Origin of the sequence: Nisaea acidiphila, assembly GCF_024662015.1 — a bacterium.
Classification (GTDB): Bacteria; Pseudomonadota; Alphaproteobacteria; order Thalassobaculales; family Thalassobaculaceae; genus Nisaea; species Nisaea acidiphila.
Window position 1 is genome coordinate 4,618,555 of record NZ_CP102480.1, and the last position, 13,070, is coordinate 4,631,624.

At 61.3% G+C, this 13,070-nt stretch carries 12 protein-coding genes; 8 read left to right on the top strand and 4 right to left on the bottom strand.

The features are described 5' to 3' along the window. The first annotated feature begins 83 nt into the window (after window positions 1–83). Window positions 84–656, top strand: coding sequence for a hypothetical protein (locus NUH88_RS21605; RefSeq protein WP_257768903.1), 573 nt, complete (start codon window positions 84–86; stop codon window positions 654–656). Window positions 657–720: 64 nt separating this feature from the next. Here the strand turns inward: NUH88_RS21605 and NUH88_RS21610 are convergent, their stop codons facing one another. From NUH88_RS21610 to NUH88_RS21620, 3 genes are read right to left on the bottom strand one after another with little or no spacing between them, the layout of a single operon-like run. Next, window positions 721–1,917 (bottom strand): acyl-CoA dehydrogenase family protein, encoded by a 1,197-nt coding sequence (locus NUH88_RS21610; RefSeq protein ID WP_257768904.1) that lies wholly within the window; start codon window positions 1,915–1,917, stop codon window positions 721–723. Window positions 1,918–1,928: 11 nt separating this feature from the next. After that, entirely contained in the window at window positions 1,929–3,728 is a 1,800-nt protein-coding gene (locus NUH88_RS21615) for an O-linked N-acetylglucosamine transferase, SPINDLY family protein (protein WP_257768905.1), read from the bottom strand. Window positions 3,729–3,733: 5 nt separating this feature from the next. Next, window positions 3,734–5,335, bottom strand: a complete 1,602-nt coding sequence (locus NUH88_RS21620) for a GMC family oxidoreductase (protein ID WP_257768915.1) — start codon at window positions 5,333–5,335, stop codon at window positions 3,734–3,736. Between the two features lie 175 nt (window positions 5,336–5,510). Here NUH88_RS21620 and NUH88_RS21625 point away from each other — a divergent pair, with 175 nt between their 5' ends. The 6 genes from NUH88_RS21625 to NUH88_RS21650 all read left to right on the top strand — a co-directional run bounded on the left by NUH88_RS21625 (window position 5,511) and on the right by NUH88_RS21650 (window position 11,245). Next, entirely contained in the window at window positions 5,511–6,326 is an 816-nt protein-coding gene (locus NUH88_RS21625; protein ID WP_257768917.1) for a CoA transferase subunit A, read from the top strand. Window positions 6,327–6,330: 4 nt separating this feature from the next. Next, window positions 6,331–7,080 (top strand): CoA-transferase, encoded by a 750-nt coding sequence (locus NUH88_RS21630; RefSeq protein ID WP_257768919.1) that lies wholly within the window; start codon window positions 6,331–6,333, stop codon window positions 7,078–7,080. Window positions 7,081–7,135: 55 nt separating this feature from the next. After that, the gene (locus NUH88_RS21635; protein WP_257768921.1) at window positions 7,136–8,350 is read left to right on the top strand and encodes a CaiB/BaiF CoA transferase family protein; all 1,215 of its coding nucleotides are present in this window, start codon (window positions 7,136–7,138) and stop codon (window positions 8,348–8,350) included. 76 nt (window positions 8,351–8,426) lie between these two features. Then, window positions 8,427–8,825, top strand: a complete 399-nt coding sequence (gene msrB, locus NUH88_RS21640) for a peptide-methionine (R)-S-oxide reductase MsrB (RefSeq protein WP_257768923.1) — start codon at window positions 8,427–8,429, stop codon at window positions 8,823–8,825. A gap of 76 nt (window positions 8,826–8,901) precedes the next feature. Further along, entirely contained in the window at window positions 8,902–9,855 is a 954-nt protein-coding gene (locus tag NUH88_RS21645) for a D-2-hydroxyacid dehydrogenase family protein (RefSeq protein ID WP_257768924.1), read from the top strand. 40 nt (window positions 9,856–9,895) lie between these two features. Further along, entirely contained in the window at window positions 9,896–11,245 is a 1,350-nt protein-coding gene (locus NUH88_RS21650; protein WP_257768925.1) for an NAD(P)H-dependent oxidoreductase, read from the top strand. Window positions 11,246–11,251: 6 nt separating this feature from the next. Here the strand turns inward: NUH88_RS21650 and NUH88_RS21655 are convergent, their stop codons facing one another. Next, on the bottom strand, window positions 11,252–12,016 hold the full coding sequence (locus tag NUH88_RS21655) for a glycosyltransferase (RefSeq protein ID WP_257768926.1): 765 nt from the start codon (window positions 12,014–12,016) through the stop codon (window positions 11,252–11,254). A gap of 184 nt (window positions 12,017–12,200) precedes the next feature. Here NUH88_RS21655 and NUH88_RS21660 point away from each other — a divergent pair, with 184 nt between their 5' ends. Continuing rightward, window positions 12,201–13,061, top strand: coding sequence for an ABC transporter permease (locus NUH88_RS21660; RefSeq protein ID WP_257768927.1), 861 nt, complete (start codon window positions 12,201–12,203; stop codon window positions 13,059–13,061). Window positions 13,062–13,070 lie beyond the last annotated feature (9 nt).

The window sequence follows — 13,070 nt, forward strand, 5'->3', positions numbered from 1 at the left end:
TAACAGCATAACTCAAAAGTACGTTAATAGAATTTTTACAACATTAGTGCGGGATGGCGTGGGCAGCTTAGGAGGAGGTTCCCATGAGAATTTTTGTAAAAACACTTACTTTGTTTGCGGTTTTATTCGCATTCACCGCGACGGCGAAGGCGAATGACTTCGAGCCGCAGATCAAGGCGTTCTACGACAGCACCGTGAAGGCATGGCTTTCCGATCCTGCAGTGATTGAGGCGATCAAGGCACAGAATGCGGAAACCTCTGGCTACGACGCAGGGAAAATCGATACTCTCGACAAGCAATGGCGGGCCGAAGCGAAGGCGGGTGGCGGCGACCTCGTGAATAAGGTCGCGGGCAACAGTCTTTCCGGTTGGCTGAAGCAGAAGAAGGAAGAAGCGGGCGGTAAGATCGCCGAAATCTTCGTCATGGATGCGAAAGGCCTGAATGTCGGCATGAGCGACACGACGTCCGACTACATGCAAGGCGACGAGGGCAAGCATCAGAAAACCTATGGAGCCGGCGCCGACGCGGTCTTCATCGACGAGGTGGAGTTCGACGAGAGCTCCGGGGCGTTTCAGTCTCAGTTGTCTGCAACGATCAGTGACGGCGGATCGCCGATCGGTGCCATCACGGTCGGTGTGAACGTCGAGAAGCTGTAAGCGCCAACGGCGAATACCAGCGCACGCAATAACGAAAGGCCGCCATATGGCGGCCTTTCCGTTTTCAGAGAGACTTCCGGAGAGGGTTCATTACCGGATGCCGGTTCGCGTCCTTGAACCCGAGTGCATCCTCGGCGATCAGCACGCGCTGCACGTTCGGCGTGCCTTCGCCGACCGTTAGCATGTTTACGTAGGCGGTCAGCTTGTTGATCGGATATTCCTCGGCGAGGGCATAGGCGGCAAACGTATCGCGGGCCGTCTGGGCCGCCTTCTGCGCGACTTCGGAGGCGAGGTATTTCGCTCTCGCCGCGGCACGGGTCGACCGTTCGCCGTTATCCATCAGCCAGGCCATCCGCTGCAGCATGAGCCGCGCGGCGTCGATTCCGACCGCGACATCGGCGATCGGGTGCTGGATCATTTGATAATGCCCGATGGTTTGCCCGCCGACCTCTCGCTCGCGGGCATAGCGAAGGGTCTCGTCAAAGCAGGCCTGGGCCAGTCCGACCAACCGGCCGGAAACCGTCAGGCGGCCGTATTCGAGCGCGTTCAGCGCGATCTTTAGACCGTCGCCTTCCGCACCCAACCGGTTCGCGACCGGCACGCGGAAGTCCTCAAGAAACACTTCGCAGGATCTGAGGCAGTTGGAGAGCGGCCGCATGTCTATCGGTCGCGCGTTGTATCCGGGCGCCGATTTGGGCTCGACGATAAAGGCGGAAATACCGCGCTTTCCTGCATCTGGGTCGGTTTTTGCGAACAGCACGCCGATATCGGCAGCGTTCGAGAAGGTGATCCAGATTTTCGAGCCATTCAGCACGTAACTTTCGCCGTCACGCCGCGCCGTTGTCCGCATGGCGCCGCCCGGATCGGAACCGCCGCCGGGCTCGGTCAGTGCGAACATGCCGATTTTCCGGCCGGAGATGAGCTCAGGCACGTATTTTCGCGCTTGTTCCGGCGTGCCCCAGTTGAAGATCGTGAACGGACAGGTCATGGCCTGCATGTTCATCGCATAGCCGAATCCGGGCGAGAGCCGGGAAATCTCCTCTGCGATGGCGGCAACGGCAGCGAAACCGGCCCCGGTTCCCCCAAACTCGTCCGGGAAAGCGGCGCCGAACAGACCCGCATCGCCCATTGCCCGGATGATGCTGTAAGGAAAGTCGCCGGAACTCTCGTATTGGCCGATATTGGGGGCGATCTCGGATTCGTAGACCCGTTGAACGGTGGTTCGAATGGCGTCAAGCACCGGATCTTCGCTGAAATCCATTGACCGTTTCCTCAGGGGCGAATGTCTATATCGGCGGCAGGCAATCCTTGGCGTGAGCGCTCGATCATTGCCTCGAATGCGCGTTCCAGATCGCCGGTGTATCTCTGCATATCGAATAGGGGGGCATTCCGGCCCGTTCCCTGCAGCTGTTTTCGGATGGCTTCGAGCCGGAATGGCGATGCGGCCAGGGCGACTGCGATGTTGGCCATTTCGTGGGGTGACTTCGCGATAAGATCGGGAAGTCCGGCGGCATGGAGCACTGAAGCCCCGACCCTGGCTGCGAAAGCGGTCCCTGTACAGGTGACGAACGGCAGTCCCATCCACAGAGCGTCGACCGCCGTCGTATGTGCATTGTACCAGCTGTTGTCGAGATAGATATCTGCGAGGGGCAGGCGGGCCAAGTGTTGAGGCCTTGGGACGAGCGGAGCGAATATGAGCTTGGCCGGGTCGACCCCGGCGCGCTGGGCGGCTTCCGTCATGTTGTCGCGGCTGACTTTTCCATGATCCAGCAGCCAGAGCACACTACCTGGAATACGACGAAGGCATGATAGCCAGGCCTCGAAAGCGTCCGCTGCGGTCTTGTTCTGGCTATGATGTGCCGCCAGCACGAAGCCATCTTCCGGAAGCCCATATTCCGCGCGCGAAGGCCTTTCCGAGACTGTTTGATTCCGATCGAAGGGGATGTAGCTGTGCGGCAGTCTGATTATTGCTTCGCCGTAGAACTCAGCTGCGTCGGACGGAATGAGAATTCGGTCGCCTATGATGTAGTCGTGTAACCCGCCGCAGGTTGCCGGAAACCCAAAGTAATTCACCAGGATTGGCGCCGGGGCGTGACGGAAAAGCGTCAGCGGATCGCCGAGGAATCCATTGAAGTCGATAGCTATGTGTTCATCGCGGCGGCGCATCAACTCCGCTTGGTCTTCCGGCGCGAGGCTGGAAATGTCCGTCACGCTGCTTGCATGGGCTTCGACTGCGGGACTCCACTCTGTCTCGCCGCTGGGTCGCGGGGTCGCATATACGTTGACCCTGAATCTTGCTTGATCGAGATGCATGAATATTTCGGGAAGTGCCGTCCCGAGCGCGTGACCGCTGAGGTAACTCCCGACAAAAGCAAGGTTGATCCGGTCTTCATGTTTCGCGCTCAGCGCCGGGCGCTTCCGCGGGGGTGGCATTTGGAAGAGCATTCCCCGCGCGGCATAGAGCTGTGTTGCAGCGGACGCGAAACCCGCGAGAACCGTCATGGGATGCGGAGGAATCTGTTTGACCCGTTCAAGGATTGCTGCCGCGCGGTCAAGCGTCCCTTTGACGTCACTAAGAATGCTCTGCCAGCGTCTTTCCGTAACGGCACCGCGCAGAGCCTCAGCCATGTCCGGAACGAGGATGAGCGCACGTTTCGATTGTGCGAGCGCGAGGTCAAAACGGTGTTTTGCCCTGTGTTTTCGAGCCTTTTCTTTATACAGGGCGGCAAGTACCGAAAGGCATAGTACCGATCGTGGATTTGTGAGAGCGGCTCGAAATGCAAAAACGTATGGAGAGGCATTCGGCAATATGCCGTCGCCGATCTGGGCGAGATTTGCGAGAGCGCTGGCGCGCGCCGGTTCCAGCACAAGGGCCTGCCGGATTAGGCCTTCTGCTTCTGAAAGATTTTTTTGATCGAGGCTGACAATTCCGGCGAAATGAAGGGCCTGGACAATTGTTGAATCCGTGGCGCTGGTGCGGGAAATGGTAACCGCTAGCCGCCGGGCTTGGTCCAGATCGCCTCTATCGTAAGCATTCTTCGCATCGGCAAGGGTTGGCATGGACGGCGCCAAGTGTGTCATCCGCGATTGTCTTCCAGAATCATATCCGCCGCCTTCTCACCGATCATCATGGCCGGCGCGTTGGTGTTCCCGGATACGACCGCCGGCATGATCGAGCAGTCGGCGACTCGCAGACCTCCGATCCCGTGCACCCGCAGGCGCGAATCGACCACGGCTTTCGAATCGCTTCCCATGCGGCAGGTGCTTGTCGGATGGAAGATCGTGCCGCCTTTCTCACGGGCATAGGCGAGCAGGGACTCGTCGTCTGTGCGATCAAGGCCCGGTTCGTACTCATTCTTCAGATGTTTGCGGAAGGCCGGCGACTGGGAGATTTTCCGGTTCAGCTTCATGCCGGCAAGGATGGTCTGCCGGTCGCCCTCGGTCGAGAGGTAGTTCGGCTTGATGCTGGGATATTCTCGCGGGTCGGCGGATTTCACCATGATCGTGCCGCGGCTTTCCGGGCGGAGCTGGCAGATCGATGAGGTGACGCCGGGGAAGGGGTGCAGCAATTGTCCCGGCTTGTCGGCGCTGAACGGAATGAAGTGGAACTGGATATCCGGCGTCTCCAGCTCCTCCCGCGTCTTGGTGAAGACAAAGACCTGGCCCGCGCTGATCGTCAGCGGGCCTTCGCGCGTCAGAGCGTATTGCAGCCCCATCATGATTCGCTTCAGCGGATTGCCGACATCCGTGTTCAGGGATTCAAGCCCGTCCAGCTCATAGATCGCGCGGACCTGGAAGTGATCCTGCAGGTCGTCGCCGACGCCGGGCAGGTCGTGCTGCACCGGAATCCCGACGCTGCGGAGGTGCGTTGGCGGGCCGATACCGGAAAGCTGCAGGAGCTGCGGTGAATTGATGGCGCCGCCGCAAAGCACGATCTCGCGGCCGGCCTGGGCGCGGTATTCGATGCCGTCGCGCAAATAGCGGATGCCGGTCGCCCGGCCGTCTTTCAGCTCCAAGCCGGAGGCCATCGCGCGGGTTTCGATCCGAAGATTTCTGCGGTTCTTGATCGGATTCAGATAGGCGACCGCGGCGCTACACCGTCGCCCGTTGCGGCTGGTCGTCTGGTAGTAGCCGGCGCCGTCCTGCACCGCGCCGTTATAATCCTCGTTGCGCTTGATCCCGACTTCCTCGCAGGCATCGAGAAAGGCCTCGCATACCGGGCGCCGGTCGGCGATGTCGGAGACCGCGAGCGGGCCGTCGCCGCCGCGCAGCTCGCTTTCGCCGCGCGCGAAACTCTCGGATTTCTTGAAGTAGGGCAGCACGTCCTGCCAGCCCCAGCCTTCGTTGCCGAGCTGGCGCCAATGGTCGTAATCCTGTTGCTGGCCGCGGACATAGAGCAGCCCGTTGATCGAGCTCGAGCCGCCGAGCACGCGGCCGCGCGGCCAGACCATCACCCGGTTGTCCACGCCCGGATCGGGTTCGGTCTCGTAACCCCAGGATAGATCGGGGTGGTACATCGTGCGGTAATAGCCGACAGGCACATGGATCCAGGGATTGAGGTCCTTGCCGCCGGCTTCCAGCAGCAGCACCTTGTTCCTGGGGTCGGCCGACAAACGGTTTGCGACGACGCAGCCGGCCGAACCGGCGCCGACGACGATGTAATCGTAGATCTCGCTCATTCCGGAGCCTCCCTGACGCACCTATTCAATTCTTTTGCCGGGAGAATATGCCGCCGGGGCGGACCCGTCGATGGGATAGGCAGCCGCATGGCCGGAAAGGATGTCGTGACGCCTTGCAGCTTTTCAGCCCGGTCATTTGGCGTAGGATGCGGCAAAACATACGGGAGGACGGAACATGGACGCCATCCGCCTTGACCTTGAGGGGCTCGCGGCGAGGGTACCGGACGGTGCGAAGATCGCGCTGCCGCCGGACTATTCCTACTGCGCCATGGCGCTCGTCCGCACGCTCATCTCCCGCGGAGTGAAAGATCTCCATATCATCGGCGTGCCTGCGCTCGGTTTCCAGGCGGACCAGCTGATCGGTGCCGGTTGTGTGGCGACGGTCGAGACGGCGGCCGTGACCCTCGGCGAGTTCGGCCTCGCGCCGCGCTTCAGCTCCGCGATCAAGTCCGGATCGATCCGCATGCTGGACGGAACCTGCCCTGCGATCCATGCCGGCCTTCAGGCGGCGGAGAAGGGCGTGCCCTTCATGCCGCTGCGCGGCGTGATCGGCTCCGATCTCGAGAAACGCCGGGATGACTGGATCGTCGCCGGAAATCCCTTCGAGGAAAACGATCCGATCCTGATGGTGAAGGCGATTCAGCCGGATTTTGCCGTGTTCCACGCGCCGCTGGCGGACCGGTTCGGCAATGTCTGGGTCGGGGTTCGGCGCGAGCTGATGTTGATGGCCCACGCTGCGAAAAGCAGCTTGGTGACGGCGGAGAAGATCGTTGACGGCAACCTGCTCGAGGATCCGGTTCGCGCAGCCGGAACCATTCCCGGGCTCTATATCGGAGCGCTCGCGGAGGCGGAGCAGGGCGCCTGGCCGCTCGGCATTCCTGGCAGTTACGATGCAGATGCTGCGGAACTTGGGCGTTACGTCGAAATGGCCCGCACCGAGGAAGGTTTCGCCGATTACATGGCGGGCATGAACAAAGTGGCAGCGGAGTAAGCGTGTGAGCAATTCGACGGACATTCGCGCCGAGGAAATCCTGATCGCCGCGATCGCGGAAATGCTGGACGGGCTGCCGCATATCGCGGTCGGCGCGTCATCTCCCGTGCCGGGCGCGGCGGCGATGCTGGCGCGGGCACGCCATCCCGAGAAGACGCGGGTCTCCGTGCTGGGCAGCGAGGACAACAATTTCTTCACCGACGGCGGCAAGGAGCTGTTCGATTGCGCCGGGCAGGGTCGGATCGATGCGTTTTTTCTCGGCGGCGCGCAGATCGATGGGCTGGCGAACATCAATCTCGTTTCGGTCGGAGATCCGGACCGCCCGAAGGTCCGTTTCCCGGGCTCCTTCGGCTCGGCCTACATGTATTTCACCGTGCCGCGGGTGATCCTCTTCCGCCTCGAGCACACGCCGCGCACGCTGGTCGAGAAAGTCGATTTTATCAGCGCGCCGGGCACCTCGGAGCCGAACGTCTACCGGCCGGGCGGGCCTTACGCGCTGATCACCGACCGCTGCCTCTTCTCGTTTGATCGCGAGAAGGGACGGTTCCGGCTTGCCAGTGTGCATCCGGGGCATACGGTCGAAGAAATCCGCGAGCAGACCGGGTTCGGCTATGACGAGCCGACCGATGTGCCGGAAACGCCGCTGCCGGATGCGGAGACGCTTGCCGTGATCCGTGGCCCGGTCGCCGCCCAGATTGCGGAAATCTATCCTGCCTTCGCGGCCGACGTGTTCGGTCTCGGGAAGGCGGCCTAATCTTCACAGCGGACCGATCGCGTCCGGACCAGACCATCGAACGAGGAGTAATGGAATGAGTGGCACAGCGGCATCGGCCGGCGCGCTCAAGGGCATCAAGATCGTCGATTGCACGCGGGTCCTCGGCGGGCCCTACTGCACCCAGATGCTGGGCGATCACGGCGCGGAGATCATCAAGATCGAGCCGCCGCAGGGCGACGAGGTGCGCGACTGGGGACCGCCATTCCATGAGGGCGACGCGTCCTATTTCATCGGCGTGAACCGCAACAAGAAGTCGCTCGGCCTCGATCTCTCGAAGGAAGAGGGCAAGCAGGTTCTGCTGCGTCTGCTGGAAGACGCGGACGTGCTGGTCGAGAACTACAAGCCGGGCTCGATGGAGAAATGGGGCCTCGGTTACGAAGAGGTCCTGAAGGAGAATTTCCCGAAGCTGGTCCATTGCCGGATTTCGGGTTTCGGCGGCAGCGGGCCTTATGGCGGCTTTCCCGGTTATGACGGCATCATCCAGGCGATGACCGGCTGGTTCTCCGTCAACGGCTCCACGCCGGGCGATCAGACCCGCGTCGGGATTCCGATGGTCGATATGGGAACCGGTCTCTATGCCGCCAACGCGATCATGATGGCGCTGTTCGAGCGGCATAGCTCGGGCTTGGGGCAGTATATCGACATGACGCTCTATGATTGCGGCCTGTCGCTGATGCATCCCCATGTCGCCAACTATTCGCTCTCCGGCAAGGTGCCGGGCATCACCGGAAACCAGCATCCGAATATCGCGCCTTACGACAAGTTCACGACGAAGACCGGCGATATTTTCATTGCGGGCGGGAACGACCGCGCTTGGCAGCGCATGGCGACCGAACTCGGCAAGCCGGAATTGGGGACGGACCCACGCTTCAAGACCAACGCGGACCGCCTCGCGAACCGTGTCGCTCTGCGCGAGGAGCTAGAGGCGCTGCTGTCGGATGTCGACGGCAACGATGTCTGCGACCGCCTGCTGCGGGCCGGTGTCCCGGTCGGGCCGATCCGCGATACCGCAGATGTGATGGCGCACGAGCACACGAAGCATCGCGATATGGCAGTCGAGAAGGATTGGTACAAGGGCTGGGGCATTCCGATCAAATTCTCCCGCACTCCGGGCTCCGTCCGCTCCGTGCCGCCAAAATTCGGGGTGCATGGCCGCGAGGTGCTCGAAGCGCACGGTTTCGCGCCGGACGAGATCCAGGGGCTGGTTGACGGGGGCGTTCTGGTCGAGGAGCGGCGCAAGGGCAAATAGCGGATCGCGGAAAGGTGGCTTGCCTCATCCGCGGAATGGAACAATCTCTGCCCTGACAAAGAGATCGGAGGGCGTGATGGACAAGATCGTGAAGAGCGACGCCGAGTGGCGGGAGCAGCTCACCGAGGAACAGTACCTCGTGACCCGCAAGCACGCGACGGAGCGCCCCTTTACCGGCAAGTACGCCGAAACGACGGAGCCCGGCACCTATACCTGCATCTGCTGCGGCGAGCCCCTTTTCGAGAGCGAAACCAAGTTCGATGCCGGCTGCGGCTGGCCGAGCTTCTACCAGCCGATCGAGGGCGCGAATATCGAGACCATGGAGGACCGGAGTCATTTCATGGTCCGCACCGAGGTGCATTGCGCGAAATGCGAGGCCCATCTGGGCCATGTTTTCCCGGATGGACCGCAGCCGACCGGTCTGCGCTACTGCATCAACTCCGCATCGCTCGACCTGCAGAAAAAGGACGACTGAACCGGCCCGTGAAACGGATGCAATAAGTCCGTGAAACAGATGATTAGAAACAACACTGAATGTGACAGGTGAGGAAATGCCGAAGATCGCAATTCTGGACGACTACGCCAACGTGTCCCTCCGCATGGCCGATTGGGAAAGCCTGCCGGAGGGCTACGAGACGGTCGTCTTCACGGACAACCTGGTCGAACATGACGCGCTCGTCGACCGGCTGAAGGATTTCGAGATCGTCTGCGCCATGCGGGAGCGGACGCCGTTTCCGGCGGAGATCTTCCAGCGCCTGCCGAAACTGAAGCTGTTCGTCACCAGCGGCATGCGCAACAACTCGGTCGATTTTCCTGCGGCCCGCGCCTGCGGTATCCCTGTCTGCGGTACAGCAACCAGTGGCAACACCACCAAGGAACATACCTGGGCCATGCTGATGGCGCTTGCCCGGCAGGTCGCGCATGACGATCGCATGATGCGGGAAGGCAAGTGGCAGACCCGGATCGGCATCGATCTCATGGGCCGCACGCTAGGTGTCATCGGGCTCGGCAAGCTCGGCAGCCAGGTTTCGGAGATCGCCAAGCTGTTCGGCATGGATGTCGTCGCCTGGTCGCCCAACTTGACCGAAGAACGCTGTGCCGAGGTGGGCGTGCGCAAGGCGCCGAGCAAGGAGGCGCTGCTGCGCGAGGCGGATATCGTCACCGTCCATATCGTGCTGAGCGACCGTTCGAGGCACACGATCGACGCTGCCTCGCTCGCCATGATGAAGCCGACGGCGCTGTTGGTGAATACCTCGCGCGGCCCGATCGTCGACGAGGATGCCCTGATCGACGCGCTGAAGAACAACCGCATCGCCGGTGCCGCCGTCGACGTCTTCGAGCCGGAACCGTTGCCGGCAGACCATCCGATCCGCAAGCTCGACAATATCCTGCTGACCCCGCACATGGGGTACGTGACGGAGGAGACCTATAAGCTTTTCTACGGCGAGATGGTCGAGGACATCATAGCCTGGCACGAAGGGAAGCCGATCCGCGTCCTGAACTGACGGCGCAAACCGCGAAAAAAGCGGACCGGGGAGGAACGCGATGAATCTGTCACGCATGCTGGCGCAGCGGGAGAGCGAGGGCGACCCGATCAGGGTCGGGATCATCGGTTGCGGCAAGTTCGGCGCAATGTATCTCTCACAGGCGCGGCTGACCAAAGGCGTGCATGTCGTCGGGATCGCCGACCTCAATGTCGCGCGAGCGAAAGAGACACTGGCCCATATCGGCTGGGAACCGGAACGGTTCGCGGCCGTGAGCTTCGACGATGCGAACAAGGCGCTTTCGACATTCGTTACAGATGACAGTTCCGCACTGATCGCCGAGGGCGGGCTCGATGTCCTGATCGAGGCGACAGGCGATCCGGGTGCGGGGATCCGGCACTGCCTCTCGGCGATCAATCGCGGTCTCCATGTCGTGATGGTCAATGTCGAGGCGGACGTGGTCGCGGGCCCGCTGCTGGCGCGCAAGGCGGAGCTCGCAGGTGTGGTCTACAGCCTCGCCTGGGGCGACCAGCCGGCCCTTATCGCCGAACATGTCGACTGGGCCCGGACATGCGGCTTCAAGGTGGTCTGTGCAGGTAAGGGCACGCGCTACCTGCCGTCCTTCCATAAGTCGACGCCGGATACGGTCTGGGACCATTTTGGATGGGATTTGGACGTGGTGAAACGCGGCCGGCTCAATCCGAAAATGTTCAACAGCTTCATCGACGGCACCAAGTCGGGAATCGAGATGAGTGCGGTCTGCAATGCGACGGGTCTGACCCCGCAGCCGGAGGGGCTCGCCTTTCCGCCGTGCTCGCGCTTCGATCTCGCCGAAGTCTGCAAGCCGGAGGAAATCGGCGGCACGGTCTCCCACTCGGGCACGACGGAGGTTGTCTCATCTCTCTTCCGGGACGGGGCCGAGGTCGAGGGACATCTGCAATACGGTACTTATGTCGTGATCGAGGGCGAGACCGATTACGCACGCTACTGCTTCGAGGAGTATCACATGCTCCCGGACAGCAGCTTCCGCTTCGCCTCGCTCTATCGCCCGACCCACATGATCGGACTTGAGCTCGGTGTTTCCGTCGCCTCTGCCGCCTTGAGGAGAGAGCCGACCGGATCTCCCGTCACCTTCAATGCCGACGTGGTTGCCACCGCGAAGCGTGACCTTGAGCAAGGAGAGATTCTCGACGGCGAGGGCGGTTTCTGTGTCTGGGGAAAACAGGTCCCGGCGAGACGCTCGCTCGACGAGGGCTACCTGCCGCTCGGTTTGGCGCAGAACGTAAAACTGCTCCAGCCGGTCGCGGAGGGGGCGCCGCTCAGGTGGTCCGATGTGGATATCGACAAGAGTGACGATGCAGTGAAAGTCCGCCACGAGATGGAGGCGATGTTCGCCGCGCCGAACGCCTGAGCAGCGTCAGGAAAGATAGCTCTCCGCCATTCGGAGATAGCGCTCGTAGGCTTCCGGATTGTGGTCGAACAGGGTCTGCCAGGCCTCGTGAACGACCTGCTCCTCGCCACCATCGATCAGGAACTTGATGGTCTCGTATTTGGGCCCGTGGAAATGCAGTACCACGGCTTCGTCATTGAGGCCCCAGTATGGCTTCCAGTTCCAGGTGATCGGCAGACGGTCCCAATTGTCCTTGAAGAATTCGTTGAGGGCACCCTGATCGTAGGCGATGGTCTGGCCTAGACGTTTGCGGGAGTATTCCATCAGCGCGTCATACTCGCCGCGGAAGCAGGCGACGTTCATCAGCATGACGCCGCTGTTGAAGTAGCTCCAGTCGTGCGGGTCCATCTCGGGCGCCGCCGCGAAGGTGGTGGGATGGAGATCGCCCCGAGCCGGATCTGAAAGGAACATCACATCGCTGTCGGTATAAAGGCAGAACGGCTCGTCCTTCTCGAAATTGGCGACCTCGAAACGGAGATAAACGCCGTGTGCGATGCGGCGCCGGTAACCGGGCCGGTCTTCCTGTTTCAGGATATCTTCATAGAGCGGCGTCCGGGCCTCGATGATCTCGACGCCTTGCGACTCGAGCCAGCCGGTCAATTCATTCCTGCCGCCGTCATAGACAATTTTCGGCTTGAGGCTGGTGTTCCGGCGGGCGGAGGCCACGGCGATGCGGATGGAGGTCTCGTATTTCGAGAGACCTTCTTCGTTGCAGCAGAAATACCAGTTCATGCGTGAGCGGCCCCGATGAGGAATGTCGCCAAGTCAAAATTCGGACAGGCTTGTTGTGTCTTATAGACTGCCTGGAACCACGGCAACTCTTGCGGCCATCGAGAGGGAACCGCGCCCGATGCTTCCGAATTTCCGACGACTGGTGTAACAGTCCGGTCAGACCAGTCTTAACGAAAGATCCCGTATGAAGCCCGCCACATCGTCTCAGGCTCAGACAGCGGTGCCGATCTCCTTCAGCCGCGCGCTCGTGGCGCTTGTAGCGAACATTCGCGATAACCATTTCGTGCTCTCGAAGATCGTTCGCAACGAAGTCATCTCGCGCTACCGCAACACGCTCCTGGGAGTGCTCTGGTCGCTGGTTACGCCGCTGATCATGCTGCTTGTCTATTCCTTCGTGTTCGGCCTCGTCTTCAAGGTCCGTTTCGGAGTAAACCCCGCGCAGGCGGACGTGCCTTATGGCGTGGTCCTGTTCTCTGGACTGATGCTGCACATTCTTCTGGCCGAGACGCTGATGCGTGCGCAGGGGATTGTTCTCGAGAATCCGAATTACGTGAAAAGGGTGGTCTTCCCGCTCGAGATTCTTCCGGTCGCCGTGCTGTTGAGCAATCTCGTTCACGCCTTCGTCGCTCTTGGTGTGCTTGTTGCCGTGATGCTCGCCTACGGGCTCTCGCTCCATTGGACCGCGATCCTCTTGCCGGTTGCATGGCTGCCACTCCTGGTGATGCTCCAGGGACTGGCGCTTCTGGTCGCATCGCTTGGTGTCTTTATCCGGGACATCGGGCAGATCCTCGGGCTCCTGACCACGATCCTGATGTTCAGCAGTTCGATCCTGTTTCCGCCGGAAATGCTTCCGGAGACCCTCAGGCCGTGGCTGTTGCTCAATCCGCTGACCATTCCGGTCGATGCAAGCCGGGATGTGCTGCTCTGGGGCACGTTTCCGAATTGGGAGCGGCTCGGAATTTACGGACTTGTCGCCTTCGCCACGCTCTGGATCGGCGCTTGGTGGTTCCTGCGCACGAAGCGCGGCTTTGCGGAAGTGATGTAAGGGCGTGCC

What these genes read in the sequence shown, in the direction of transcription:
- NUH88_RS21605 (WP_257768903.1), top strand. Translation starts at nt 84, where the DNA reads ATGAGAATTTTTGTAAAAACACTTACTTTGTTTGCGGTTTTATTCGCA.
- msrB (WP_257768923.1), top strand. Translation starts at nt 8,427, where the DNA reads ATGGACAAGATCGTGAAGAGCGACGCCGAGTGGCGGGAGCAGCTCACC.
- NUH88_RS21625 (WP_257768917.1), top strand. Translation starts at nt 5,511, where the DNA reads ATGGACGCCATCCGCCTTGACCTTGAGGGGCTCGCGGCGAGGGTACCG.
- NUH88_RS21610 (WP_257768904.1), bottom strand. Translation starts at nt 1,917, where the DNA reads ATGGATTTCAGCGAAGATCCGGTGCTTGACGCCATTCGAACCACCGTT.
- NUH88_RS21635 (WP_257768921.1), top strand. Translation starts at nt 7,136, where the DNA reads ATGAGTGGCACAGCGGCATCGGCCGGCGCGCTCAAGGGCATCAAGATC.
- NUH88_RS21660 (WP_257768927.1), top strand. Translation starts at nt 12,201, where the DNA reads ATGAAGCCCGCCACATCGTCTCAGGCTCAGACAGCGGTGCCGATCTCC.
- NUH88_RS21650 (WP_257768925.1), top strand. Translation starts at nt 9,896, where the DNA reads ATGAATCTGTCACGCATGCTGGCGCAGCGGGAGAGCGAGGGCGACCCG.
- NUH88_RS21620 (WP_257768915.1), bottom strand. Translation starts at nt 5,335, where the DNA reads ATGAGCGAGATCTACGATTACATCGTCGTCGGCGCCGGTTCGGCCGGC.
- NUH88_RS21645 (WP_257768924.1), top strand. Translation starts at nt 8,902, where the DNA reads ATGCCGAAGATCGCAATTCTGGACGACTACGCCAACGTGTCCCTCCGC.
- NUH88_RS21655 (WP_257768926.1), bottom strand. Translation starts at nt 12,016, where the DNA reads ATGAACTGGTATTTCTGCTGCAACGAAGAAGGTCTCTCGAAATACGAG.